Origin of the sequence: Corynebacterium riegelii, assembly GCF_016728505.1 — a bacterium.
GTDB lineage: Bacteria > Actinomycetota > Actinomycetes > Mycobacteriales > Mycobacteriaceae > Corynebacterium > Corynebacterium riegelii.
Map to the genome: position 1 here is coordinate 2,222,644 of NZ_CP068159.1, position 21,183 is coordinate 2,243,826.

A 21,183-nucleotide genomic window follows, 5' to 3' on the forward strand; every position below is an offset into this window, starting at 1 on the left:
AAAGCTCCCACTCGATTGGGTGGGAGCTTTTCTGTTTGCTGAGGACTACTCCCCCAGCATGTGCTGGCCAGCAGCTACATCAGCGTCTGGGAGGGTGAGGATCTCATTGCCGTCCTCAGTAATCAGGATCGTGTGCTCAAACTGGGCTGTGTACTCACCGTCGCGGTTTTGGACGGTCCAGCCGTCATCCCACACGTCGTAAGGCAACGCGCCGAGATTAATCATCGGCTCAATTGTCAGTGTCATACCCGGCTTAAGGATGTCCGTGTACGCGTCTGAGTCATAGTGCAGCACCACAAGGCCGTTATGGAAGGTGGTGCCCACGCCGTGGCCGGTGAAATCCGTTACCACGTTGTAGCCGAAGCGCTTCGCGTACGACTCAATAACGCGACCAATCACATTCACCTGGCGTCCCGGCTTCGCAGCCTTGATGCCGCGCATCATGGCCTGATAGGTGCGGTCTACAAGATCACGGTGTTCCTGGGCCACCTCGCCGGCAAAGAACGTCGCGTTCGTATCGCCATGCACGCCGTTCTTGTACGCAGTGACGTCTATGTTGGCGATATCGCCCTCGTGGATCACCGTCGTATCCGGGATGCCATGGCAAACGATCTCATTGAGCGAAATGCAGCTGGACTTTGTGAAGCCGCGGTACCCCAGCGTAGACGGGTACGCGCCGTGATCAAGCAGGTACTCATGGATCACGCCATCAACGTAGTCCGTGGTCACACCTGGCTTGATCTCTGCACCGCCAATCGCCAACGCATTGGCCGCAATCTTGGACGTCTCGCGCATCGCCTCAATGGTCTCTGGGGTCTGCACAAACGGCTCCCCCACGTTCTCCTGGACTTCGTCCTTCCAGGCGTACTCCGGCCGCTCAATCGACGCGGGCACTTTCCTAATCGGGGTGGGCTTACCTGGGGTCAATTTTCCGCGTTGATTCATGCGATCAATGTTAGCCCCTTGCCGCATCCAGGTTTGCAAGCATGGTCTGCGTCAGCGCCACAGCAGTCTCAGAACCACCGCCCAACACAACAAGGGTGGCAAACGCAATGTCATCGTCAGACCGGTAGCCCGTAAACCACGAATGCGATCCGCCGGTGATTTCGGCCTCGCCGGTTTTACCACGGACGTCCCCAAGCGAGGTAAGCCCACTCGCCGTTCCTCCCGGCGAGGTCACCGCAAGCATCATCTGGCGCAGCTGCTCCATCGCCTCAGGGCGAGGCTTGTCCACATGCTCGTTGACTTTCGTCTCCTCCCCCGGCAGCAGGAATGGAACCGGCATCTCACCGCGCGCAGCCGTCGCAGAAACCAGAGCCATACCAAAAGGACTTGCCAAATCATAGCCCTGGCCGTAGCCGGCCTCAGTGCGCTCCAGCGGGGTCTCGCCCACCGGGATGGAGCCAGTGATGGTGTCCAAACCCGGGATCATCATGTCCAGGCCAAGTCCGAACTGCTTGCCCACCTCTTGGAGCTCGCCGGGTGCCAGTTTGGTGGAGATGTCCGCGAACGTGGTGTTGCAGGAACGCGCGAACGCTGTCTGTAACGGCACGCTGCCCATGCCAAAACCGGCGTAGTTGGTCACCGTGCGACCGTAAATGTTCATCGTGCCGGGACACGGGACGATGGAATCCGGAGTCAGCGATTGGCGCTCCAAGCCTGCTGCGGCGCTAATGATCTTGAACGTGGAGCCCGGCGGGTACTGGCCCATCGTGGCCAGGTTGCCCTTCTTGTCCGCCGCCGGAGTTTGGGCGACCGCCAAGATCCCACCAGTGGAGGGGCGGATTGCCACAATCATTGCCTCGCGGCCAGCGACCGGCTCTAGCGCTTGCTCCGCGGCGCGCTGCACGGCACGGTCCAGACTGACCTGGATTGCTGGCGAGGGCGCCGGATCCACACGCTCAACCTGTTCAAAGGCCACACCGTTTTCGTTGACTACGGATACGCTCCAGCCCGGGTCACCATCCAGATCATCACCCACCAACGTGGCAATACGCGCCATGATGTCCGGTGCGAAGCCGGGGTCAAGGTTAACCATTGCGGCTTCCTCGTTAAGCCGCACGCCCGCCTCGCCGCCGAGGGCTTGCTCGAAGGCGTCCTTAGCGGTGGCGGGAATCAGGGCTGCCGAATACGTGGATTGGGTGGAAGAAAGGGCTTGGGTGAGCGACGCAGCGCTATGAAGCGGAACGGCCCTATCAACCTCATGTGCTGCCGCAAGGGCTGTCGCGATGCGCTGGGCAGCCTGCGGCACGCTCTTGATGCCCTTGGGTTCCACCAACACTCGGTAGGCCACGCCGGGACGGAGCAGCTCTGCGCCATCGGAGGAGACCACACTGGCCGGGCGGGCCGGGATTGCGCGCAGCTCCAAATGCTGGTGGGCTCCCAGCTTCGGGTGGATCGCAGACGGCTGCCAGCGCACCTGCCATCCCTCTGCGGACTGGGTAAGCGTCATGTGCGCGTCATAGGCATACTCACGCTCACGCGGAAGCTGCCAGGCCATGCGGTAAGTCGCTGTGGCAATCGCCTCGCTTTGGCTTACCTCCGTCAGCGTTGTTTCAAGCGACTCCGCTTGCAAGCCCTCCCAGGTGGTTTCGGCGGCGGACTGGGCGGTCGACGGATCGTCGATAATCTTGCCAAACTCGGCGCGCTCTTCAAGCGCTTTCAAAAAAGCCTTCGCTACCGGCTCTGCCGAGTCGGGCCTCGGTGTGCATGCCGCAAGCACCACTGCGAGAAACAGACAGCTAAACAGGGCAATAAGGCGGCGCATGAGAAAAACGTAACAGCGCCGAGGGGATCCCCGGCGCTGCCACAAACATGTCGGAACGCGTCTAGCGCGTAACCTTGACCTCCGCCTTAGCGCCGGCCACTTCCTCCAGGCCCTGCTCCTCAGCAATACGCAGCGCGTGAGCGATCAGGGTCTCCACAATCTTGGACTCCGGCACGGTTTCCACAACCTCACCCTTGACAAAGATCTGGCCCTTGCCGTTACCGGAAGCCACGCCGAGATCCGCGTCCCGAGCCTCACCGGGACCGTTGACAACACAGCCCATCACGGCCACACGAAGCGGGAACTCCATGCCGTCAAGGCCTGCGGTGACCTCTTCAGCCAGCTTGTACACATCCACCTGGGCGCGGCCACAGGACGGGCAGGAGACAATCTCAAGCTTGCGCGGGCGCAGATTCAGCGACTGCAGAATCTGATCACCCACCTTGATCTCCTCCACCGGGTCTGCGGAGAGGGAGACACGGATCGTGTCACCGATACCCTGCGACAGCAGCGCACCGAACGCCACGGAAGACTTGATCGTGCCCATGAACTTCGGGCCTGCCTCCGTCACACCAAGGTGCAGCGGGTAGTCCGTCTTCTCTGCCAGCTGACGGTAGGCCTCCACCATCAGCACCGGGTCAGAGTGCTTCACAGAGATCGCAATATCGCCGTAGCCGTGTTCCTCGAACAAGCCGGCCTCCCAAATCGCGGACTCCACCAACGCCTCCGGGGTGGCCTTGCCGTACTTCTCCAGTAGACGCTTGTCCAGGGAGCCACCGTTGACGCCAATACGGATCGGGATACCTGCATCCCCCGCAGCCTTAGCCACTTCCTTGACGCGGCCGTCAAACTCCTTGATGTTGCCCGGGTTCACGCGAACTGCGGCGCAGCCCGCATCGATGGCGGCGAAGATGTACTTCGGCTGGAAGTGAATATCTGCAATCACCGGAATCGGCGACTTTGCAGCAATCGCCGGCAACGCTTCCGCGTCCACCGTCTTCGGGCAAGCGACACGAACAATGTCACAACCCGCGGTGGCCAGCTGCGCGATCTGCTGCAGCGTGGCGTTAATGTCATGCGTCTTTGTCGTGGTCATGGACTGCACCGTGATCGGGTGGTCCGACCCAACGCCTACCCCACCAACCATCAGCTGACGCGTCTTGCGGCGCGGCGCCAACGTCGGCGGCGGGCCTTCTGGAATACCTAAACCGATGGGGAGATTCATGCGGTTTACCTTAGCCCAAAAGCTTCACGGGGTTCACCACGTCCGCCGCCATAACAAGCACACCAACCACCAAAAGCAGCCCTGCGATTGTGTAGGTCAACGGCATGAGCTTTTCGTAGTTCGCCGGCGGGCCAGGTGGCAGGCCGCGCAGGCGCCGGAAGAAGTCCCGGATCTTCTCGTAGAAAATCACCGCGATATGCCCACCATCCAAAGGCGGCAGCGGCACCAGGTTAAACAGCGCGAGGAAGAAGTTCAGGCTGGCCAGCATCAGGAAGAACACCGGCCACAGGCTGTTTGCCGCAAGCTCGCCACCGGTACGCGACGCGCCGATGACACTGATTGGGCCCTCCACGTCACGCTCCGCACCGAATACGGATGCCACAACACCCGGGATCTTGCCCGGAAACGCAATCAAACCATCAACGGTGGCGCCCAACATCTCACCGGTGAACTTCGCGGTAGCCGGGACTGCCTCAACCGGTCCGAAGCGCTTCATCGCATCCGGCACCGGTGCCAGGCCCACACCGATTGCGCCAGCTTCTACCTCCTGGCCAGTCTGCGGGTTTAAGCGCTTGACCGCCTGGACCTCCACTGCGAAGTCCTTGTGCTCACCATTTCGCTCAACTGTGACGTCCACGGTCTCACCTGGGCGAGTCATCACGTAATCACGCAACTGCGCAAACGCAGTGATCGCTTCACCGTCTACCGCAACCAACGCATCGCCTGAGCGCAACCCCGCCTCGTACGCAGGGCCGCGCCCAGTACACGGCGCAAGCGTTTGCTCATCCACCTGATCGGATGTACACGTCAGCTCACCCACCCTTGGTGTGCGGTCCGCGTACGGGTTAGGAATCCCCGACATCGTGGCCACCATATAGATGATTACCACGCCGATCAGCAGGTTCATCACAATCCCGCCAATCATGACGATCACCCGCTGCCACCACGGCTTATTCACCATGGCGTGCGGCGCTTCATCCTCCGTCACCGGATCCAGCGCCGTCATACCCGCGATGTCACAAAAGCCACCAAACGGCAGTGCAGCAATGCCGTACTCAGTGTGCCCGCGTTTTGTCGACCACACCGTCGGGCCAAACCCAATGAAATACCGGCGCACCCGCATGCCAAACGCACGCGCCGTAAACATGTGCCCCGCCTCATGCAGCGCAATCGACACCGCAATACCCAGCGCGAACAGCACTATGCCAAGCGCGCCCACCTACGCATCCGCCTTCGCGCCAGCGGCGATTGTTGCAATCACCTCGGCAGCCAAACTGCGCGCACGCGCGTCCGCCTCCAAAACGGCTTCGACGGTGGTTGGGGGTCGGGGGTGGTTGCCGTCAGCGTCGAAAAGCGAAAGCACCTGCGCCACCACATCAACAATGTGCGGAAACGCGATGCGTCCGGCGAAGAACGCATCCACTGCAACCTCATTCGCCGCGTTGTACACCGCCGGGTACGGCTCGCCGCGCTTCACCGACTCACGCGCAAGCTCCACCGCCGGGAACGCCTCGGCATCCAAGGGTTCGAAGGTCCACGTGTGCGCCTGGGCGAAATCGAGTGCGGGCTGAGCTTTTGCTACACGACGCGGCCACGCCAACGCATGCGCAATCGGCATCTTCATCGACGGCGGGGAGGCCTGCGCGATCGATGCACCGTCCACAAACGTCACCATGGAGTGGATCACGGACTGGGGGTGCACGGTGACATCAATAATGTCCGGATCGATCCCGAACAACATCGCCGCCTCAATCAGCTCCAGGCCTTTGTTGACCATGGTTGCTGAGTTGATCGTGTTCATCGTGCCCATGGACCACGTCGGGTGTGTCACAGCCTCCTGCGGGGTCACCCCCATCATCTGCTCACGCGTGCGGCCACGGAAGGGCCCACCAGAAGCCGTAAGCACAAAGCGCGCGACATCCTCCGGGTGGCCTGCTCGCAGGCACTGCGCCATCGCCGAGTGCTCCGAATCCACCGGCACCAGCTGGCCCTCGCGTGCCTTGTCCAGCACCAGCGAGCCACCGGCAACGAGAGATTCCTTGTTAGCCAACGCCAGCACCGCGCCGGTCTCCAACGCCGCGAGCGTTGAGCTCAGCCCCGCCGCGCCCACAAGCGCGTTGAGCACCACGTCTGCTTCGTGCTTCTTAATAAGTTCGCGTGCAGCTTCCTTGCCCGAGATCACTTCCCCGCCAAGCGCCTCACTGACCTGTTGCGCAGCGTCTTCTCGCTGCACGGCAACCTGATCGGGTGCAAGGCCATGCGTACGTGCCTGGTCAATGACCGCCTGCGGTTGACTTCCCGCAGCCGCGATACCCGCGACTACGAAATCAGCAGGGTTAGCCTCAATAACCTCAAGCGCCTGCGTACCAATAGAGCCTGTTGAACCCAGAATCAGAATGCGTCTCACACCCGCCATTGTTCCAGTCTGCTCCACAAGCGGTAAAACTTTCGGACGTTTAGGGGGTATTCACTCGCAAACTGGCAAGCCCATGTGAAAGAATGGTGCCAATACTGTTGCAAATAGTTCCAATTGTTTTCCAATTGTTCAGCATGAAGGAGTTTGGCTGTGGCCAACCACGCTCTCGACAACGCACCTCAGGTGTACAACGGCGTATCTGAGGCAGATGTCCCATCCGCCCGCTTTGGCTGGAGCGAAGCCGGCAACGGCATCATCCAGGTCGCAGGCTGGATTTCCGTCATCGCCCTGGTTGGGTTCAACTTTGGTAACCACGAGGGTCACGTAGAGACCATCTGGCTTGTCACCCTCGCAGTGGTCATCGCACTTGGTTTGATTCTTCTGGCAACCCAGCCGAAGCTGAACCAGGTCCGCACCGTCACCGCGCACAACAAGCCGGTTGGCCACCAGGAGCCGGACTGGGCATACGACCAGAAGACGCTCTCCGGTGTCTACGCCGATCTTGGTGAGCGTGAGCTGCGCGCCCTCAACATCGACCCGGCTCGCGTTGCACACCTGCGTGCACCGCAGAACTAGTTCCCAGCACTAGTACGAAGCTAGATATAAAAAACCCGGCCTTACGTGGCCGGGTTTTGTCGTTGCTGGTGCTTAACCCGCCTTCTCGTCTGCCGCCAACTGGCCACAAGCCGCGGCAATCTCCTGACCCTTGGTGTCGCGCACCGTACACGTCACGCCCTGGGCAATCACGCGGCGCACAAACTCTTCTTGGCGGTCCTTCGGGGACGCATCCCACTTCGATCCCGGCGTCGGGTTCAACGGAATCAGGTTCACGTGCACCTTGGGGCCGAGGGCCTTGTGCAGCTTCTGCCCCAACATGTCAGCGCGGAAGTTGTGGTCATTGATGTCACGGATCAGCGCGTACTCAATGGAAACGCGGCGTCCCGACTTATCGGCGTAGTAACGCGCGGCGTCCAACACCTCGGACACAGGCCAGCGGTTGTTCATCGGCACCAACTCATCGCGCAGCTCATCATCCGGCGTGTGCAGGGAGACGGCGAGGGTGCAGGACAACCCTTCGTCTGCAAGCATGCGGATCTGCGGCGCCAACCCCACCGTGGATACCGTGACGTTGCGCTGCGAAATACCAAAGCCCTCAGGCGACGGCTGCGTGATCTGACGTACCGCAGACACCACACGCTTGTAGTTGGCCAGCGGCTCCCCCATCCCCATAAACACAATGTTGGACAGGCGCGAGCCTTCCTCCTGCATCATTGCTGCCGCAACGCGCACCTGATCCACAATTTCTGCGGTAGACAGGTTACGGTCCAAGCCACCCTGGCCCGTGGCACAGAACGGGCACGCCATGCCGCAGCCCGCCTGGGAAGAAATACACAGCGTGGCGCGGTCCGGGTAGCGCATAAGCACGGACTCCAGCAAGATGCCGTCGTGCAGGCGCCACAGTGTTTTCGTGGTGTCCCCGTTGTCGGTTTCCACCTTGCGCACTGGGGTTAGTAGCGTTGGAAACAGCGCGTCTTTCACCGCCTGGCGCTGCGCTTCCGGCAGGTCCGTCATAGTCAACGGATCAGCTTCGAACTTGCCGTAGTAGTGGCGCGCGATCTGATCGGCGCGGAACTTGGGCAGGCCAAGCTCCTTCAGCGCATCAATGCGCTCTTCTTTATTCAGGTCCGCGAAGTGCTTCGGCGGCATGCCGCGCTTGGGCGCCAGCAGGTTGATCTGGGGAACATCGCTCATAATGCGCCCCATTGTTGCACGTCAAGCCAACATCAGGCGAATTAGAGCGATTCCTTGCCCAGAACTCCTTGCCCAGAAAAGCTAGAACGGGTTGAGCAGTACCGCAGCGTTGAGCAAAGCGTAGGTGGCGCACGCGGCTGGCAGCATGCCGTCCAAACGGTCCATCAGGCCACCGTGGCCGGGCAGCAGGTTGGACATGTCTTTAATGCCAAGCTCACGCTTGAACTGGCTTTCCACCAAGTCACCCATGGTTGCGCACACCACCAGGGCCGCACCCATGACAAGACCCAGCCACCACGGGCCGTGGATCAAGAAATGCACAACTAGCAAGCCAGTGATCATGCCGAAGACCATGGAGCCGGCAAAGCCTTCCCAGCTCTTGTTCGGGCTGACCGCCGGGGCCATCGGGTGGGTGCCAAACATCACGCCGGCGGCGTAGCCACCAACGTCAGACGCCACCACGCACAACATGAACGCGATGATGAAGCGGGATCCCGGAATGCCGCCCTCATCAATCAACGAGATCATCGCAGCGAAAGAACCAAACAGCGGGATCCACGTCAGCACAAAAATGCCAACGGAAGTATCGCGCAGGTAGTTTTCCGGGTTGGCGCTGCGGCTCAAGCGCCCTGTGGCATCAGTGCTAGGCCCACTGGTGTGGAAAAACAGGCGCCAGAACATCAAAAACAGCACAGAGATGGCAAACGCCGCCACAAGGCCGCCACTGGCGTAGAACGCCGAGGACCACAGCATGATCTGGCCTAAAATGATCAGCAGCGTGCGCGGCTGCTGGTAGCCCGCCTCACGCAGCCGCGTAAGCACCTCCCACATGGCGAAGGCAACAGCCACCGCCACCAGTGGGTACCACGCCATAGGGCCAACCAACACCGCTGCAATGACCACCGCGCCTAGGATCACGCCTGTGGTGATCGCAGCGCCCAGGTTGCGCCCCGCCTTATTCTTCGGCTTGGGGGCGTGGATGTGCATAGACACTTGAGGTTTAGACCTCCAACAACTCGGTTTCCTTCTTGGAAACCAAATCATCAATCTGTGCAACGTAGCCCTGGGTGGTCTTGTCCAGCGCCTTCTCAGCGGTCTGCACGTCGTCCTCGCCCGCGTCGCCGTCCTTCTGAATCTTCTTCAGTGCTTCCATGCCCGTACGGCGCACGTTACGGATGGCAACCTTGCCCTCCTCGCCCTTCTGCTTAGCCTGCTTCACCAGGTCCTTACGGCGCTCCTCCGTCAGCTGCGGGATGGTCACGCGGATCACGTGGCCGTCATCCGTCGGATTGACGCCCAGGTCGGAGTTACGGATCGCGTCCTCAATCTCGCGCATAGTGGACGGGTCGAACGGCTTGATGATGAGCATGCGCGGCTCCGGCACCGAAACCGTTGCCATCTGGTTGATCGGCGTCGGCGCGCCGTAGAAGTCCGCCATAACGCCGTTGAACATGGCCGGGTTCGCACGTCCGGTGCGGATGGAAGCCAGCTCGCCGCGGGTGTGCTCCACCGAAGCGGTCATTTTCTCTTCGGCGTTTAGCAGCACGTCATCAATCATGGGTCAGTTCCTACCTTCATCGTCGTTTGAAAAACGTAACGCCCCCAAATCTACCAGCGCACCCCCGGCCTACACTTGCACACCATGCACCACCCAGCGTTTGCGTCCATCGCCAACACCCCAATCCGTGGCACCCACGGCGCTCGATTGGACGGATGGTCCATCCCCATCAAGTCATCCACCCCGGTTGTGGGGCTTCCTACTATCGACGGCTCACCGCACCGCACCTCCACCCCAACCGACCACGACCCGTTTGTTGCTTGGCTGTTGCGCCAGGGTGCGAGCGTGCCGGCAACCACACTGAGCTCAGAGTTAGGCGCAACGTGCTACGCGGAGCGTCCCGATATGCCCGTGTTGGAATCCCCGGCGTATCCCGGCTGCACCCCCGGTGGGTCTTCTACGGGTGCAGGTGTGGCGGTGGCGCTGGGTTTAAGCCGGGCAGCGCACGGCACGGATGCGGGTGGTTCGATTCGCGTTCCCGCCGCGGCATGCAACGTGGTCGGCTTCAAACTGGGTGGCAAATCGCTGTCGGCGCACGGGATGCTGACCACCACCGTCAAAGACCAGATGGAGATCTTCGGGTGGACGCCTCCCCCGCCACGGCGCTTACGCATCGGTGTGCTGACCCGCGGCGTCTTCGCTGACCCGCAGGTGCAATCCTGGCGTTTGGATGCCGTGGATGAGGCCGCAGGTGTGCTCGACCGCTACCACGAAGTGGTGGCAATTGATCCGTACCCCGAGTCACGCGAAACCTACAGGCATTTCGGCACCATCATTAAGTCCTCATTCACCAACGCCGAGCCACTAGACAGCGACTACATTAGCTGGCTGCACGAGGAAGCACTTGCCCTAAGCCCTGAAGCCCGCGCCAACGCCTCCACCCATGTAGGCGTATTGCCGGAGCTGCTCGCACGCACTTGGGACGTAGACGTCGTGCTCTGCCCCACCCTTGCATTCGACCCGCCAAAACTCGGCACGTTTTCCGACATGAGCCCTGAAGACAGCTTCGAAGCCCAAACCGACTGGTCCCCCTGGTGTTCGGTGTTCAACATGCTGAAAACCCCCGCGATCGCCTTGGGGCCCGTCCACTTGGGCGCCCTCAACGTCACGGGGGCTGAGCTGCTTGAGCTCGCGGCGTTATTACGCGACTAGCGTGCCTACCTGCTCACCGGCAACCGCACGTGCAATGTTGCCTTCCTGCAGCAGGTTGAACACCAGGATCGGCATGTTGTTGTCCATGCACAGGCTAAACGCCGTAGCGTCTGCAACCTTCAGACCCTGCTCAATGACCTCGCGCGGGGTGATCTCAGAAAACAACTGCGCGTTCGGGTTCTCCCGCGGATCAGCGTCATACACACCATCCACAGCCTTGGCCATCAGCAGCACCTCGCAGCCGATCTCCAGCGCGCGCTGTGCTGCAGTGGTGTCCGTGGAGAAGTACGGCATACCCATACCAGCGCCGAAGATGACCACGCGGCCCTTCTCCAGGTGGCGGGATGCACGCAGCGGCAGGTACGGCTCAGCCACCTGCGCCATGTTGATGGCAGTCTGCACACGGCAGTCCACGCCCTCCTGCTGCAAGAAGTCCTGCAACGCCAGGCAGTTCATCACCGTGCCCAGCATGCCCATGTAGTCCGAACGTGCACGGTCCATGCCACGCTGCTGCAGCTGCGCGCCGCGGAAGAAGTTACCGCCACCAATCACAACCGCAACCTCAGTGCCGCCACGGGCAACCTCTGCAATCTGCTTGGCCACACTTTCAACCACGTCAGGGTCAATACCAACCTTGCCGCCGCCGAACATTTCACCACCCAGCTTCAGCATCACTCGCTTGTAGCCTGTGCGCACAGGTGCCGTGGCTTCGGTCACGTTTGTCAACTCCTTTGAAAAGGGGGTCAGATACACTCGGCGACAATCTTACGCTGCCAGATCAAAAGGACCCAGATGCGCGCCAAACTCACCGCTACCGCACTCTCCTGTTTGCTGCTAACAGCCTGCGGCACACATGATTACCAACACGCGCTGCAGGACGCACTGTCAGAACACGGGGGTGACGCTTCTGTCACGCTGCACATCAGCGACGTTTATCCCAACGCAACGCAAGTCCTCCTTGTTTGCCCGTACGCGGGCCAGACGGCAAATGACATGCTTGGCCGTCACGTGTTTCGCAATTATGAGGACGCCAACGACGCCACCAATTGGGTGCTCGTCCAAAAACCCAACGGCAAAGTGTCAAAAATTGCCATGGAACGATCCCAGGTCGACTTGTGTGGAGGCGACGCCGAGGCAGTGTTAGCGCTGAACCCAGATACGCAGATGGTGTTTGAGGCCCGGGATGGGGTGTGGGCGCTGAGACGTCGATAAGCAAAAAGCCCCAAGCGAGCCTAGGACGCTTACGGCTGCAGCAATTCCCAAATTGCTGCATTCCAGACCCCATACCCCCAGGTGGCGACATCATCTCCCCGGATTGCCTCATTGCGCAACGCCCCCACACAAGCAAAAAGCCCCAGGCGAACCTGGGGCACATGCTGGGATGCTAAGGCTTAAGCCTGGCCAACCTCGAAGCGAACGAAGTCGGTGATCTCAATGCCAGCCTCATCAGCGATCTGCTTGACGGTCTTCTTGGAGTCAACCAGGGACGGCTGATCCAGCAGGACAACGTCCTTGAAGAAGCCACCCATGCGGCCCTCAACGATCTTGGCAATAGCAGCCTCCGGCTTGCCCTCGTTGCGGGTGATCTCCTCCTGAACCGCACGCTCCTTCTCAATCACGTCAGCCGGGACGGACTCCTGGTTGAGGTAACGAGCCTTCATAGCAGCGATCTGCAGCGCAACCTGGTGAGCAGCCTCAGCGTTGTCACCGGTGTAAGCAACCAGCACACCAACAGCCGGCGGCAGGTCCGCAGCCTTCTGGTGCAGGTACTTCGCAACATTGTCGCCCTCAACGGTGGCAGCGCGGCGCAGCTCCAGCTTCTCGCCGATCTTGGCGGACATGCGCTCGAGCACCTCGTGCGCAGTCTCACCGTTGACGTCAGCCTTAGCCAGCTCCTCCTGGGAGTTAGCCTTCACCGCAGCGGCAGCCTCAGCGATCTGATCAGCCAGGTCCTTGAACTCCTGGTTCTTAGCCACGAAGTCGGTCTCAGAGTTGATCTCAACGATGGTGTTGCCGGAAACAGCAACCAGGCCCTCGAGAGCGTTGCGCTCAGCGCGCTTGCCCACGTCCTTCGCACCCTTGATGCGCAGGGCCTCAACGGCCTTCTCAAAGTCGCCGCCAGCCTCTTCCAGGGCCTTCTTGCAGTCCAGCATGCCGGAGCCAGTGGTCTCACGAAGCTTCTTTACGTCTGCAGCAGTGTAGTTCGCCATGTGGCGATTCCTCCTCTAAATCGGGGAAAGGTGTTTAACGTTAGAAAGATTAGCCGAACTGTGTTTGTTCGGCAGCGAAGGGTCCGGAGGGGCAAGGCGCGCGCCGCACCCAACCGGAATTGACACCCGTCACTTACGCACGAAATCCCCGCGCACAATGCGTACGCGGGGATCCCTCATGCGGCACACGCGGTGTGCGTCACGGCAAATTTATGCCTTGTCAGCTTCAGCCTGCTCAGCAGCGCGGACAGCTGCCGGCTGCTCAACCTCTGCAACTTCCTGCGGAGCAGCGGTCTCTGCGGCAACAGCGGCCTTAGCGGCATCAGCTGCGGAAACCTCGTCGGATGCAGCAGCCTGTGCGGCAGCCTCAGCAGCCTCAGCCTGCATCTTCGCATCGGTGTCGCCTGCAGCATCACGTGCGGCAGCCAGCTGGCGCTCCTCGCGCTGCTTCTTGCCCTCGATGACAGCCTCGCCCACAACGTGGGTGAGCAGCTTCACAGCGCCGATAGCGTCGTCGTTGCCCGGGATCGGGAAGTCAACCTCATCCGGATCGCAGTTGGTGTCCAGGATGGCAACAACCGGGATGCGCAGCTTCTTCGCCTCGGAGATGGCGATGTGCTCCTTGTTGGTGTCCACAATCCACAGTGCGGACGGAGCCTTGGTCATCTCGGAGATGCCGCCGAGGACGCGCTCCAGCTTGGTGCGCTCACGATTAAGCATCAGGACTTCCTTCTTGCCGCGGCCTGCGTAGCCGTTCTCAGCTGCGTCCATTGCCTGCAGTTCCTTCATGCGGGCAATACGCTTGGACACGGTCTGGAAGTTGGTGAGCATGCCACCGAGCCAACGGTGGGTGACGTACGGCATGCCAACGCGCTCAGCCTCTTCGCGGATCGGCTCCTGCGCCTGCTTCTTGGTGCCAACGAACAGGATGGTGCCGCCGTGTGCGACGGTCTCCTTCACAAACTCGTAAGCCTCATCGATGTAGGTCAGCGACTGCTGCAGATCGATGATGTAGATGCCGTTGCGGTCGGTGAAGATGAAGCGACGCATCTTCGGGTTCCAGCGACGAGTCTGGTGGCCAAAGTGCACACCAGCGTCGAGGAGTTCGCGCATGGTTACAACTGCCATGGGAATGATCTCCTTCGGAGAAAAGTAGTTTCGGTTTACGTACGTGGTCAGCGTTGTGCGGGTTTTTATCCCGCACCCTGGCACCGGACTAACTCTGCACCCCTTGACGAGGGACCGTTGCTGAGCTGGCCTTATTCGGCGCGCGAAGTCAATCTTGTTACAGACTGCCCGCATAACAATACTCACGTGCTGCGCAATTACCTAATTGAGCTGCAGCATCCGGTGGCATCGACTCCCTCGCCGAGTGCCCCGTCCATAAAGTCTTAAGAAACCACTAGCGCGCCCGGCAGTTTTGTGGTGAGGTATCTGCATGGGGATTACGGGGATTTCTTTCAAGCTTTCTGGTCACATTTCTACGCGTGCAACACTCACCGCATGGGCGGTCGCACTCGCTTGCATATGCAGCCAGCCGTATGCCACAGCCTGGGTGGATCCGACAACCGGCAAGGACTACGCCACCCATGTGACGCGCCCAGCGGATATTCCGAAGCGCAATTGGCTGCCCGGCCACCGCGGTGTTGACCTGTACTTGCAGCCCGGCGCGCCGGTGTTGGCGGCGGAGGCTGGCACGGTGGCGTTTGTGGGCAATGTGGCGGGCACACCGATCGTGTCGGTGGATCATGCGCCGTCGGCGAGGTTTCCGGAGGGGATTCGCACGACGTATCAGCCGGTGCGTGCCAGTGTTACGGTTGGTGATGAGGTTGCTGAGGGCCAAGTCATTGGGGTTTTGGCGCGTGCAACGAGCCGCTTTGCCGGTGAGCACGACGGGTTGCATTGGGGTGCGAAGACGGGGCCGGATACCTACATTGATCCGTTGACGTTGTTGGAGCCGCCGAAGATTCGGCTCAAGCCGGTTGAGCGCGCAGCACGGGTTAGGCGTTAGGCGCGTGGGTGGGCTTGGTCGTAGACGTTTTTGAGCCGCTGTGCGGATACGTGTGTGTAGATCTGGGTGGTTTGCAGGCTGGCGTGCCCGAGGAGTTCTTGCACCACGCGTAGGTCTGCCCCGCCTTCAAGCAGGTGTGTGGCAGCGGAGTGGCGTAGGGAGTGCGGCGTAATGTCACTTGCACCTGCGTTGTCTGCGGCGCGTTCCACCACGCGACGTACCTGCCGCTGGTCGATGCGTTTGCCTCGGCTGCCCACAAACAAGGCGTCGCCGGCATCCTCATGTGCTAGTTCGGCGCGCCCGTGGTTGAGCCAGTCGCGCACCGCCCGGCTTGCTTGTTCCCCGAACGGCACCATGCGTTGCTTGTTGCCTTTGCCGGTGACTTTGGCCAGGCCCCTATTGAGGTCCACATCGCCTACGTCCAGCCCGGTGAGCTCGCCGACACGCATGCCAGTGGCATACAGCAGCTCCAGCATCGCCGCATCCCTCAACATTTCAGGAGCTTTTTGCTTATCGACGCCCCCGCCATCGCCCCCAACGCCCTCCCCCCGATCCTGCTGTTCCACCTGTTCCACCTGTTCCAGCATGCTCGCTGCTGTCTCTGCGCGCAGTACAGCCGGCAGCGGGCGTGTGATCTTCGGCGTGACCAGGCGCGCCGCCACATCCGTGTCAATATGGCCTTGTTTGTACGCCCACGTAGAGAACGCGCGTACGGCTGCAGTGCGCCGGGCCAGGGTGGAGCGGGCTTTGCCTTGCGCGACGGCGTCCGCAAGCCACAAGCGCAGATTGTCCAGCGTGAACTGCGCAAACGTGTCAATCCGGCCCTGCAGCAGCGCTAAGTCTGCGCGGTAGCCGCGGACGGTGTTTGCGGAGCGGCCCTGCACAAGCGTGGCGTATTCCGCGAAATCCTCTACCGCGGCTTGGAGTTGACTCATGTAACGGCAGTGTAGTCGCTTAGTGCCTCGTCACTTCTTGTCAAGCTCAACCCGGCGCCACAGGCGGCCTTCCCTGCGCACAAGGTTGCGGCTTTCCAGCTCCATGAGCAGGTGCACCGTCAGCCCCACCGCCATGCCGGCAACTTCGGCCACTTGCTCGGCGGTTCTCGCACCAACGGACGGCAACGGCAGCGAGTCATAGACCTGCAACTCATTGCGCGACAGGCGCTGGATGGGTGTTGGCTCATAGAGATCGTCCAACTTCAGCTGCATGTCTTCTTCACCAACCGTGCTGAGCAGCTCATGGATGTGGTCGGCGCTTAAGACCATGGTGGCTTGCTCCTTCGCAATGGCCAGGTTGGTGCCTAGGCAGGCTTTCTCCATGATGGAGCCCGGCACCGCCATCGCCTGCCGGTTAAAGGTGTGAAGCCAGTTCAAGGTGTTTAATGCCCCGGAGCGATAGCCCGCCTCCACCACCACGCTGCCTTGCGACAACGCTGCGATCAGCCGGTTTCGCGTCAGGAACCGATGCCTATCAGGGGTAACACCCGGCGGGTATTCGCTGATCATGGCGCCGCCCTGGCTGGTCACGCGCTGAAACAGGCGCTCGTTTGGCCGCGGGTAGGTCACCCCGGCGCCAAAGGCCGTAATCACCACGGTTGGCGTCGCATTCGCAAGGGCCGTGTCATGCGCCACCGTATCCACGCCTGCGGCCCCGCCAGAGACAATCGTGTACTGGTGTTTCGCAAGACCGGCTACCAGGTTCGCGGTTGCCTTTTGTCCCTCGTGGCTCGGCGCGCGCGTACCAACCACACCAACGGACTGCGCAAACAACGCTGGCAGGTTCTGCTGCCCTTTCACCCACAACGCGTGCGGCGGGCACGCGCCTTTCTCAAGCGCCGTCAGCGTGTCAAAGCTTGCTGAAATCGCCGCGCTTGGCCAGTTCGGCGAATCGGGCGTGATCAGGCTAAAGCCGAGATCCGCAGCCTTGGCCAGGTCCTCTTCGGGCACTGACCGCGCGTACCTGGCTTCCGTGGCGCCTGCCAAGCCTCCTAGCCAGCTCGCCCGTGTGCGCACACCGTTGGCAATTTCATCGGCATCCCGCCCGGCGCGCAACAGGGCCTGGAGGTGCTGGTTGGGCCCCTCAATTACGCGTGAGAGGTACGCCCATGAGGTCAACGCGCTCATGCCGCCACCTCCTCACGCTGGGTCTTGCGCAGCGCCACCGCCCGGTAGATGTGGTCGATGTGTGGGCACGGCTCGTGTTCAAGATCGGCCATGGTCCAGGCGAGCTTGAGCACCCGATCCACGCCTCGTTGGGTCAGCTCGTCGTTCCTGAGCATGTGCTCAATCGTTGCTGCGGAGGATTCATCTGGCGGGAAATGTCGGCGGATCACGGTAGCGTCCATCGCCGCGTTAGTCGTGGCTTCATAGCCCGCCTTTGCCCAGCGGTGCGCTGCACGTTCACGTGCTTCCATCACCCGCGCCAGGATTGCGGACGACGGCTCCGCCCCTTCCGGACTCAACACCGCCGACTGCGCTGTAGTGGTCAAGAAAATATCCAACCTGTCCCGCAACGGCCCCGAGATATTGGACAGGTGGTTCCTGCGCTGCAGCGGCGTGCACCCACATTTTTGAATATCCATCCCACACGGACACGGGTTGGCAGCCAGGATCAGCTGGAAATCCGCCGGATACTCCACGTTTCGGCGCTCACGCCTGTGCACCACCTTGCGTTTTTCCAGCGGGATGCGCAGCGAATCCAGCACGTGCGCCGAAATCTCCGACGCCTCATCCAAAAACAGCACCCCGTTATGCGCCTGGCTCACCGCCCCCGGCGCCGGCACACCCGATCCCCCACCGATGAGCCCAAATCTGCTTATCGACGGATGCGGTGCCACAAACGGCCGCCTCCCCACAATCTCCCCGCGACTGACCCCTGCCGCCGAATGCAGAGCCGTGGTCTCAATCTGCTCATCAATACTCAGCGGCGGCAAAATCGACGGCAGCCGCTCCGCCAGCATCGACTTGCCTGAACCCGGCGGACCAACCATCAGCATGTGGTGCCCGCCAGTAGCGGCGATCTCCATCGCTTCGCGCTCCAGAAGCTGACCCGCCACATCCGCAAAATCCGGCACGTGGGTGGTCTGTGGGTCAGCTGGCGCCGACGCTACGGCGCGATCGGCAGCGTCGATAGCGGTGTCTAAGAACTCCTCCGCGCACAGCCAACGCCACACCTGCGTGAGGTTGTCCGCCACCAACACATGCTTGCGTTTGAGCAGCGCCGCCTCTCGCGCATTGGCACGCGGCACCACCACAACGTCGAAGTCATTGCCGGTACCTTCCGCGCGCGAGCGCTGCGCGTGCAGCAACATCGGCAAGATGCCCTCCACCCGACGCAGCGTGCCGTCGAGCGCAAGCTCGCCCATAAACACCGTGCGCGCCAGCACCGGATGCAGCTCCGGCTCTCCACTTGCCGCAACCCCAAGCGCAATCGGCAAATCAAAATGGCTGCCCGCTTTACGCAAGTGCGCCGGCGACAGCGACACCATGATCTTTGAGCGTGGCCACGGCAACCCAGAATTCGCAATAGCCGTGCGGATACGGTCACGCGACTCACGCACCGCTGCATCCCCCAGACCCACCATGTACATCCCGGGCAGGCCCGGCCCCACATTGGCCTCCACCGTCACCATGTGCGCACGAAGACCCTCCACGGTAGCCGTCAGCGTTCTAGCAAGCGCCATCATCAACCCCCTCGAAGCGGCACACCACATAGGAGTTGCCGTTGAAAAGGACCTCGCAGACGTCGAAACGCACCTGCGAACCACCGCCATTCGGGGAACGATCCAGCCACTCGGCTGCGCACCTGCGCATCGTGGCCAGCTTTTTGGCAGTCACCGCCTCCGCCCCGCCGTACTCACCGCTACGCCGAGACTTCACCTCCAAAAACACAATCGTGCCGTCAGGCGCACGCAACACCGCGTCCAACTCCCCAGCACGACACCGCACCCGCTTGTTGTACAGCGAGTACCCATACTGCTCATATAGACCAACCGCCACATTCTCACCGGCGACACCCAGCGCGTAACGGTCGGCCACCTCGCTATCCGGGTGCCCCGTCACCTGCGTAGTCTCACCACGCAACGTCAACGGAAAATGCGAAAGCGTGGCGGATCGATGGTTAGACATAAACGTCCCCCCTTATGGTTTCAGTTCTGAAATAGGTATTCACACGAAGCAACGCGAAACGTTGCCCCTACCCACTTAGACTGACCAAACCCCCCTTCGGTTCCCTTAACGGTCCGGGAACGTCAAATCCGGCTTATCCAGCTCCTCAATATTGACATCCTTATACGTAATCACACGCACATAACGCACAAACCGCACCGCACGGTACATATCCCACACCCAGCAGTCAGACATACGCACCTCGTAGTAGACATCATTGCCCTCAGTGTGCGGGATCAGCTGCACGGCATTCGCAAGGTAAAAACGACGCTCCGTCTCCACCACATACGAAAACTGGCTCGCCACATCGCGGTACTCACGGTACAGCGACAGCTCCACCTCGGACTCATAATTGTCCAGCTCTTCGGCGCTCATCTACCGCACAACCCCTTTGTAAAACTCATCGGCTTCACGGACGTTGGCATAACTATAACGGTGCTGCGCACTCGCACCGTGGCGGCGCACCGCAGCCATATGCGCCGCAGTTGAATACCCCTTATGGCCAGCCAAGCCATACTCCGGAAACTGCTCCGCCATCTCCACAATCAACGCGTCCCGAGACACCTTCGCCAACACACTCGCCGCCGCAATACACCTCGCCGCAGCATCCCCTCCCACCACCGGCAACTGCGGCACGCCAAGACCCGGGATACGAAACCCGTCCATCAGCACATATTTGGGCGCAGGATCAAGCCCTGCCACCGCACGGCGAGCCCCATCCAAGTTCGCCGCCTGAATACCTCGACGGTCAATGTCCGCCGCTGGCACGTGCACGATGGAAAAGGCGGTGGCGGAGTTAACGATGGCGTCGAAAAGCAACCGGCGTCTACGCTCCGTCAACTTCTTCGAATCATCCAACCCCTCAAGCTCAGGCAACGGACGCGTCGGCAACATACACGCCGCAATAGTCACCGGGCCGAAACACGCACCGCGCCCCGCCTCATCAACACCAGCGACCGGGCCGAACCCAACCTTGTCCAGCGCCACCTCATAGGTGCGCAACTGCTTCAGGCGGCGCACCACACTAACGCTGGATATCCGGGTCGTCCACACCACCCAGACGACTCAACGGGAAGACCACCGCAGACACCTTGCCACGGAAATTCTCCCGCGGAATCGTCCCCTGCAGCTCATCACCCATATGCGCACGCGAATCCAGCGAATTCGTCCGGTTATCACCCATCATGAAGTAATGGCCCTCAGGCACCGTCAGCGGGCCGAAAAAATCACCGCCGCAAGCTTCCGAACCCGTCGTAGTGTCCACCGGATACGTCGGCGGATTAAGCACATACGACTGATCAATCGGCGAACCATCCACCATCACCGCCGGATCCCCCGCCTGGCAGCTCACCGTCTGACCACCCTCAGCAATAATGCGCTTCACCAGAGTGTTCTCATCCTTGGGCACCAGACCGACCCAGCTGCCAACCTCCTGCATACCGCGGATGAACGTGTTGTTGGAACGATTCGACACAAACCCGGTATTCCAACTGTCAGTGCCCTTAAACACCACCACATCCCCCGGCTCCGGGTCACTGAAGTAGTAGCTGACTTTCTGCACCAAAATGCGATCACCCGAACCGCTCTCACCGTGCAACGTCGGCTCCATCGACGCCGACGGAATCACATACAAACGCCCCAAAAACGTCTGGATCACAAACATCAATGACAACGTCAAGATCACAACCGCGGGGATCTCGATGTACCACGGGGTCTGCTTGGGCGCTTGGGTTTCTTCTTGGGTGGTTTCTTGGGTGGTTTCTTGGGTGGTTTCCGCCTGCGCTGGCTCCCCCGGCCAGTGGGTTTCATGCTCGGTGCGGACCGGATCATTCGGTGTAGTCACCCGCATCACCCTACACGCTGTCTGGCGCTTTTCGGATGTCGCTGAAAATGATCGCAAAATCTTTCAGCGGCCTGCGGTTTTTA

At 61.0% G+C, this 21,183-nt stretch carries 22 protein-coding genes; 4 read left to right on the plus strand and 18 right to left on the minus strand.

The window, feature by feature from the left end:
- Nucleotides 1-45: 45 nt before the first annotated feature.
- The 5 genes from map to dxr all read right to left on the minus strand — a co-directional run bounded on the left by map (nt 46) and on the right by dxr (nt 6,408).
- Nucleotides 46-945, minus strand: coding sequence for a type I methionyl aminopeptidase (map, locus tag I6I71_RS10605; protein ID WP_201820930.1), 900 nt, complete (start codon nt 943-945; stop codon nt 46-48).
- Nucleotides 946-955: 10 nt separating this feature from the next.
- Nucleotides 956-2,767, minus strand: coding sequence for a penicillin-binding transpeptidase domain-containing protein (locus I6I71_RS10610; RefSeq protein ID WP_201820932.1), 1,812 nt, complete (start codon nt 2,765-2,767; stop codon nt 956-958).
- 61 nt (nt 2,768-2,828) lie between these two features.
- The gene (ispG, locus tag I6I71_RS10615; RefSeq protein ID WP_052203828.1) at nt 2,829-3,992 is read right to left on the minus strand and encodes a flavodoxin-dependent (E)-4-hydroxy-3-methylbut-2-enyl-diphosphate synthase; all 1,164 of its coding nucleotides are present in this window, start codon (nt 3,990-3,992) and stop codon (nt 2,829-2,831) included.
- Between the two features lie 10 nt (nt 3,993-4,002).
- A complete protein-coding gene (locus tag I6I71_RS10620; RefSeq protein WP_201820933.1) occupies nt 4,003-5,211 on the minus strand; it encodes a M50 family metallopeptidase in 1,209 nt (402 codons plus the stop codon).
- Nucleotides 5,212-6,408 carry a 1-deoxy-D-xylulose-5-phosphate reductoisomerase gene (dxr, locus tag I6I71_RS10625; RefSeq protein ID WP_201820935.1) on the minus strand — a complete coding sequence of 399 codons (1,197 nt, stop codon included), beginning with the start codon at nt 6,406-6,408 and terminating at the stop codon, nt 5,212-5,214.
- Nucleotides 6,409-6,558: 150 nt separating this feature from the next.
- On the opposite strand from dxr, the gene I6I71_RS10630 reads away from it, so the two are divergent.
- On the plus strand, nt 6,559-6,984 hold the full coding sequence (locus tag I6I71_RS10630; RefSeq protein ID WP_070495821.1) for a DUF2631 domain-containing protein: 426 nt from the start codon (nt 6,559-6,561) through the stop codon (nt 6,982-6,984).
- Between the two features lie 72 nt (nt 6,985-7,056).
- Here I6I71_RS10630 and rlmN read toward each other — a convergent pair whose 3' ends face one another.
- The 3 genes from rlmN to frr form a co-directional block, all read right to left on the minus strand.
- Nucleotides 7,057-8,160: a dual-specificity RNA methyltransferase RlmN gene (gene rlmN / locus I6I71_RS10635; protein ID WP_101734432.1), complete on the minus strand. Its 1,104-nt coding sequence runs from the start codon at nt 8,158-8,160 to the stop codon at nt 7,057-7,059.
- 81 nt (nt 8,161-8,241) lie between these two features.
- A complete protein-coding gene (locus I6I71_RS10640) occupies nt 8,242-9,147 on the minus strand; it encodes a phosphatidate cytidylyltransferase (RefSeq protein WP_052203818.1) in 906 nt (301 codons plus the stop codon).
- Between the two features lie 13 nt (nt 9,148-9,160).
- A complete protein-coding gene (frr, locus tag I6I71_RS10645; RefSeq protein ID WP_201820937.1) occupies nt 9,161-9,718 on the minus strand; it encodes a ribosome recycling factor in 558 nt (185 codons plus the stop codon).
- 84 nt (nt 9,719-9,802) lie between these two features.
- On the opposite strand from frr, the gene I6I71_RS10650 reads away from it, so the two are divergent.
- Nucleotides 9,803-10,870: an amidase family protein gene (locus I6I71_RS10650; protein ID WP_201820939.1), complete on the plus strand. Its 1,068-nt coding sequence runs from the start codon at nt 9,803-9,805 to the stop codon at nt 10,868-10,870.
- On the opposite strand, the gene pyrH is transcribed toward I6I71_RS10650, so the two are convergent.
- Nucleotides 10,859-11,542: a UMP kinase gene (gene pyrH / locus I6I71_RS10655; RefSeq protein WP_052206331.1), complete on the minus strand. Its 684-nt coding sequence runs from the start codon at nt 11,540-11,542 to the stop codon at nt 10,859-10,861. The genes I6I71_RS10650 and pyrH overlap by 12 nt on opposite strands.
- Before the next feature lie 120 nt (nt 11,543-11,662).
- Between pyrH and I6I71_RS10660 the strand changes: the two genes are divergently transcribed.
- Complete coding sequence (locus I6I71_RS10660; protein ID WP_201820941.1) at nt 11,663-12,082, plus strand: hypothetical protein; 420 nt, start codon at nt 11,663-11,665, stop codon at nt 12,080-12,082.
- A 179-nt stretch (nt 12,083-12,261) separates the two neighbouring features.
- On the opposite strand, the gene tsf is transcribed toward I6I71_RS10660, so the two are convergent.
- Both tsf and rpsB read right to left on the minus strand, forming a co-directional pair.
- On the minus strand, nt 12,262-13,080 hold the full coding sequence (tsf, locus tag I6I71_RS10665; protein WP_052203809.1) for a translation elongation factor Ts: 819 nt from the start codon (nt 13,078-13,080) through the stop codon (nt 12,262-12,264).
- Between the two features lie 210 nt (nt 13,081-13,290).
- A complete protein-coding gene (rpsB, locus tag I6I71_RS10670; RefSeq protein ID WP_070495813.1) occupies nt 13,291-14,208 on the minus strand; it encodes a 30S ribosomal protein S2 in 918 nt (305 codons plus the stop codon).
- 427 nt (nt 14,209-14,635) lie between these two features.
- On the opposite strand from rpsB, the gene I6I71_RS10675 reads away from it, so the two are divergent.
- Nucleotides 14,636-15,091 (plus strand): M23 family metallopeptidase, encoded by a 456-nt coding sequence (locus I6I71_RS10675; protein WP_330910979.1) that lies wholly within the window; start codon nt 14,636-14,638, stop codon nt 15,089-15,091.
- Here the strand turns inward: I6I71_RS10675 and I6I71_RS10680 are convergent.
- The 7 genes from I6I71_RS10680 to lepB form a co-directional block, all read right to left on the minus strand.
- Nucleotides 15,088-16,026: a tyrosine recombinase XerC gene (locus tag I6I71_RS10680; protein ID WP_201820945.1), complete on the minus strand. Its 939-nt coding sequence runs from the start codon at nt 16,024-16,026 to the stop codon at nt 15,088-15,090. The genes I6I71_RS10675 and I6I71_RS10680 overlap by 4 nt on opposite strands.
- A gap of 30 nt (nt 16,027-16,056) precedes the next feature.
- Nucleotides 16,057-17,214 carry a DNA-processing protein DprA gene (locus I6I71_RS10685; RefSeq protein ID WP_201820947.1) on the minus strand — a complete coding sequence of 386 codons (1,158 nt, stop codon included), beginning with the start codon at nt 17,212-17,214 and terminating at the stop codon, nt 16,057-16,059.
- Nucleotides 17,211-18,773: a YifB family Mg chelatase-like AAA ATPase gene (locus I6I71_RS10690; protein WP_201820949.1), complete on the minus strand. Its 1,563-nt coding sequence runs from the start codon at nt 18,771-18,773 to the stop codon at nt 17,211-17,213. Before I6I71_RS10690 ends, I6I71_RS10685 begins: the two co-directional genes overlap by 4 nt.
- A complete protein-coding gene (locus I6I71_RS10695) occupies nt 18,760-19,218 on the minus strand; it encodes a YraN family protein (protein ID WP_083279082.1) in 459 nt (152 codons plus the stop codon). Before I6I71_RS10695 ends, I6I71_RS10690 begins: the two co-directional genes overlap by 14 nt.
- A gap of 105 nt (nt 19,219-19,323) precedes the next feature.
- Complete coding sequence (locus I6I71_RS10700; protein WP_052203799.1) at nt 19,324-19,632, minus strand: DUF2469 domain-containing protein; 309 nt, start codon at nt 19,630-19,632, stop codon at nt 19,324-19,326.
- Entirely contained in the window at nt 19,633-20,277 is a 645-nt protein-coding gene (locus I6I71_RS10705) for a ribonuclease HII (RefSeq protein ID WP_052206328.1), read from the minus strand.
- A gap of 4 nt (nt 20,278-20,281) precedes the next feature.
- On the minus strand, nt 20,282-21,106 hold the full coding sequence (gene lepB, locus I6I71_RS10710; protein ID WP_083279081.1) for a signal peptidase I: 825 nt from the start codon (nt 21,104-21,106) through the stop codon (nt 20,282-20,284).
- Between the last annotated feature and the right edge of the window lie 77 nt (nt 21,107-21,183).

Bases quoted from the DNA above. Each gene is read 5' to 3' on its own strand.
- map (WP_201820930.1), bottom strand. From the start codon at position 945: ATGAATCAACGCGGAAAATTGACCCCAGGTAAGCCCACCCCGATTAGG.
- I6I71_RS10610 (WP_201820932.1), bottom strand. From the start codon at position 2,767: ATGCGCCGCCTTATTGCCCTGTTTAGCTGTCTGTTTCTCGCAGTGGTG.
- ispG (WP_052203828.1), bottom strand. From the start codon at position 3,992: ATGAATCTCCCCATCGGTTTAGGTATTCCAGAAGGCCCGCCGCCGACG.
- dxr (WP_201820935.1), bottom strand. From the start codon at position 6,408: ATGGCGGGTGTGAGACGCATTCTGATTCTGGGTTCAACAGGCTCTATT.
- rlmN (WP_101734432.1), bottom strand. From the start codon at position 8,160: ATGAGCGATGTTCCCCAGATCAACCTGCTGGCGCCCAAGCGCGGCATG.
- I6I71_RS10640 (WP_052203818.1), bottom strand. From the start codon at position 9,147: ATGCACATCCACGCCCCCAAGCCGAAGAATAAGGCGGGGCGCAACCTG.
- frr (WP_201820937.1), bottom strand. From the start codon at position 9,718: ATGATTGATGACGTGCTGCTAAACGCCGAAGAGAAAATGACCGCTTCG.
- I6I71_RS10650 (WP_201820939.1), top strand. From the start codon at position 9,803: ATGCACCACCCAGCGTTTGCGTCCATCGCCAACACCCCAATCCGTGGC.
- pyrH (WP_052206331.1), bottom strand. From the start codon at position 11,542: ATGCTGAAGCTGGGTGGTGAAATGTTCGGCGGCGGCAAGGTTGGTATT.
- I6I71_RS10660 (WP_201820941.1), top strand. From the start codon at position 11,663: ATGCGCGCCAAACTCACCGCTACCGCACTCTCCTGTTTGCTGCTAACA.
- tsf (WP_052203809.1), bottom strand. From the start codon at position 13,080: ATGGCGAACTACACTGCTGCAGACGTAAAGAAGCTTCGTGAGACCACT.
- rpsB (WP_070495813.1), bottom strand. From the start codon at position 14,208: ATGGCAGTTGTAACCATGCGCGAACTCCTCGACGCTGGTGTGCACTTT.
- I6I71_RS10680 (WP_201820945.1), bottom strand. From the start codon at position 16,026: ATGAGTCAACTCCAAGCCGCGGTAGAGGATTTCGCGGAATACGCCACG.
- I6I71_RS10685 (WP_201820947.1), bottom strand. From the start codon at position 17,214: ATGAGCGCGTTGACCTCATGGGCGTACCTCTCACGCGTAATTGAGGGG.
- I6I71_RS10690 (WP_201820949.1), bottom strand. From the start codon at position 18,773: ATGGCGCTTGCTAGAACGCTGACGGCTACCGTGGAGGGTCTTCGTGCG.
- I6I71_RS10695 (WP_083279082.1), bottom strand. From the start codon at position 19,218: ATGTCTAACCATCGATCCGCCACGCTTTCGCATTTTCCGTTGACGTTG.
- I6I71_RS10700 (WP_052203799.1), bottom strand. From the start codon at position 19,632: ATGAGCGCCGAAGAGCTGGACAATTATGAGTCCGAGGTGGAGCTGTCG.
- lepB (WP_083279081.1), bottom strand. From the start codon at position 21,106: ATGCGGGTGACTACACCGAATGATCCGGTCCGCACCGAGCATGAAACC.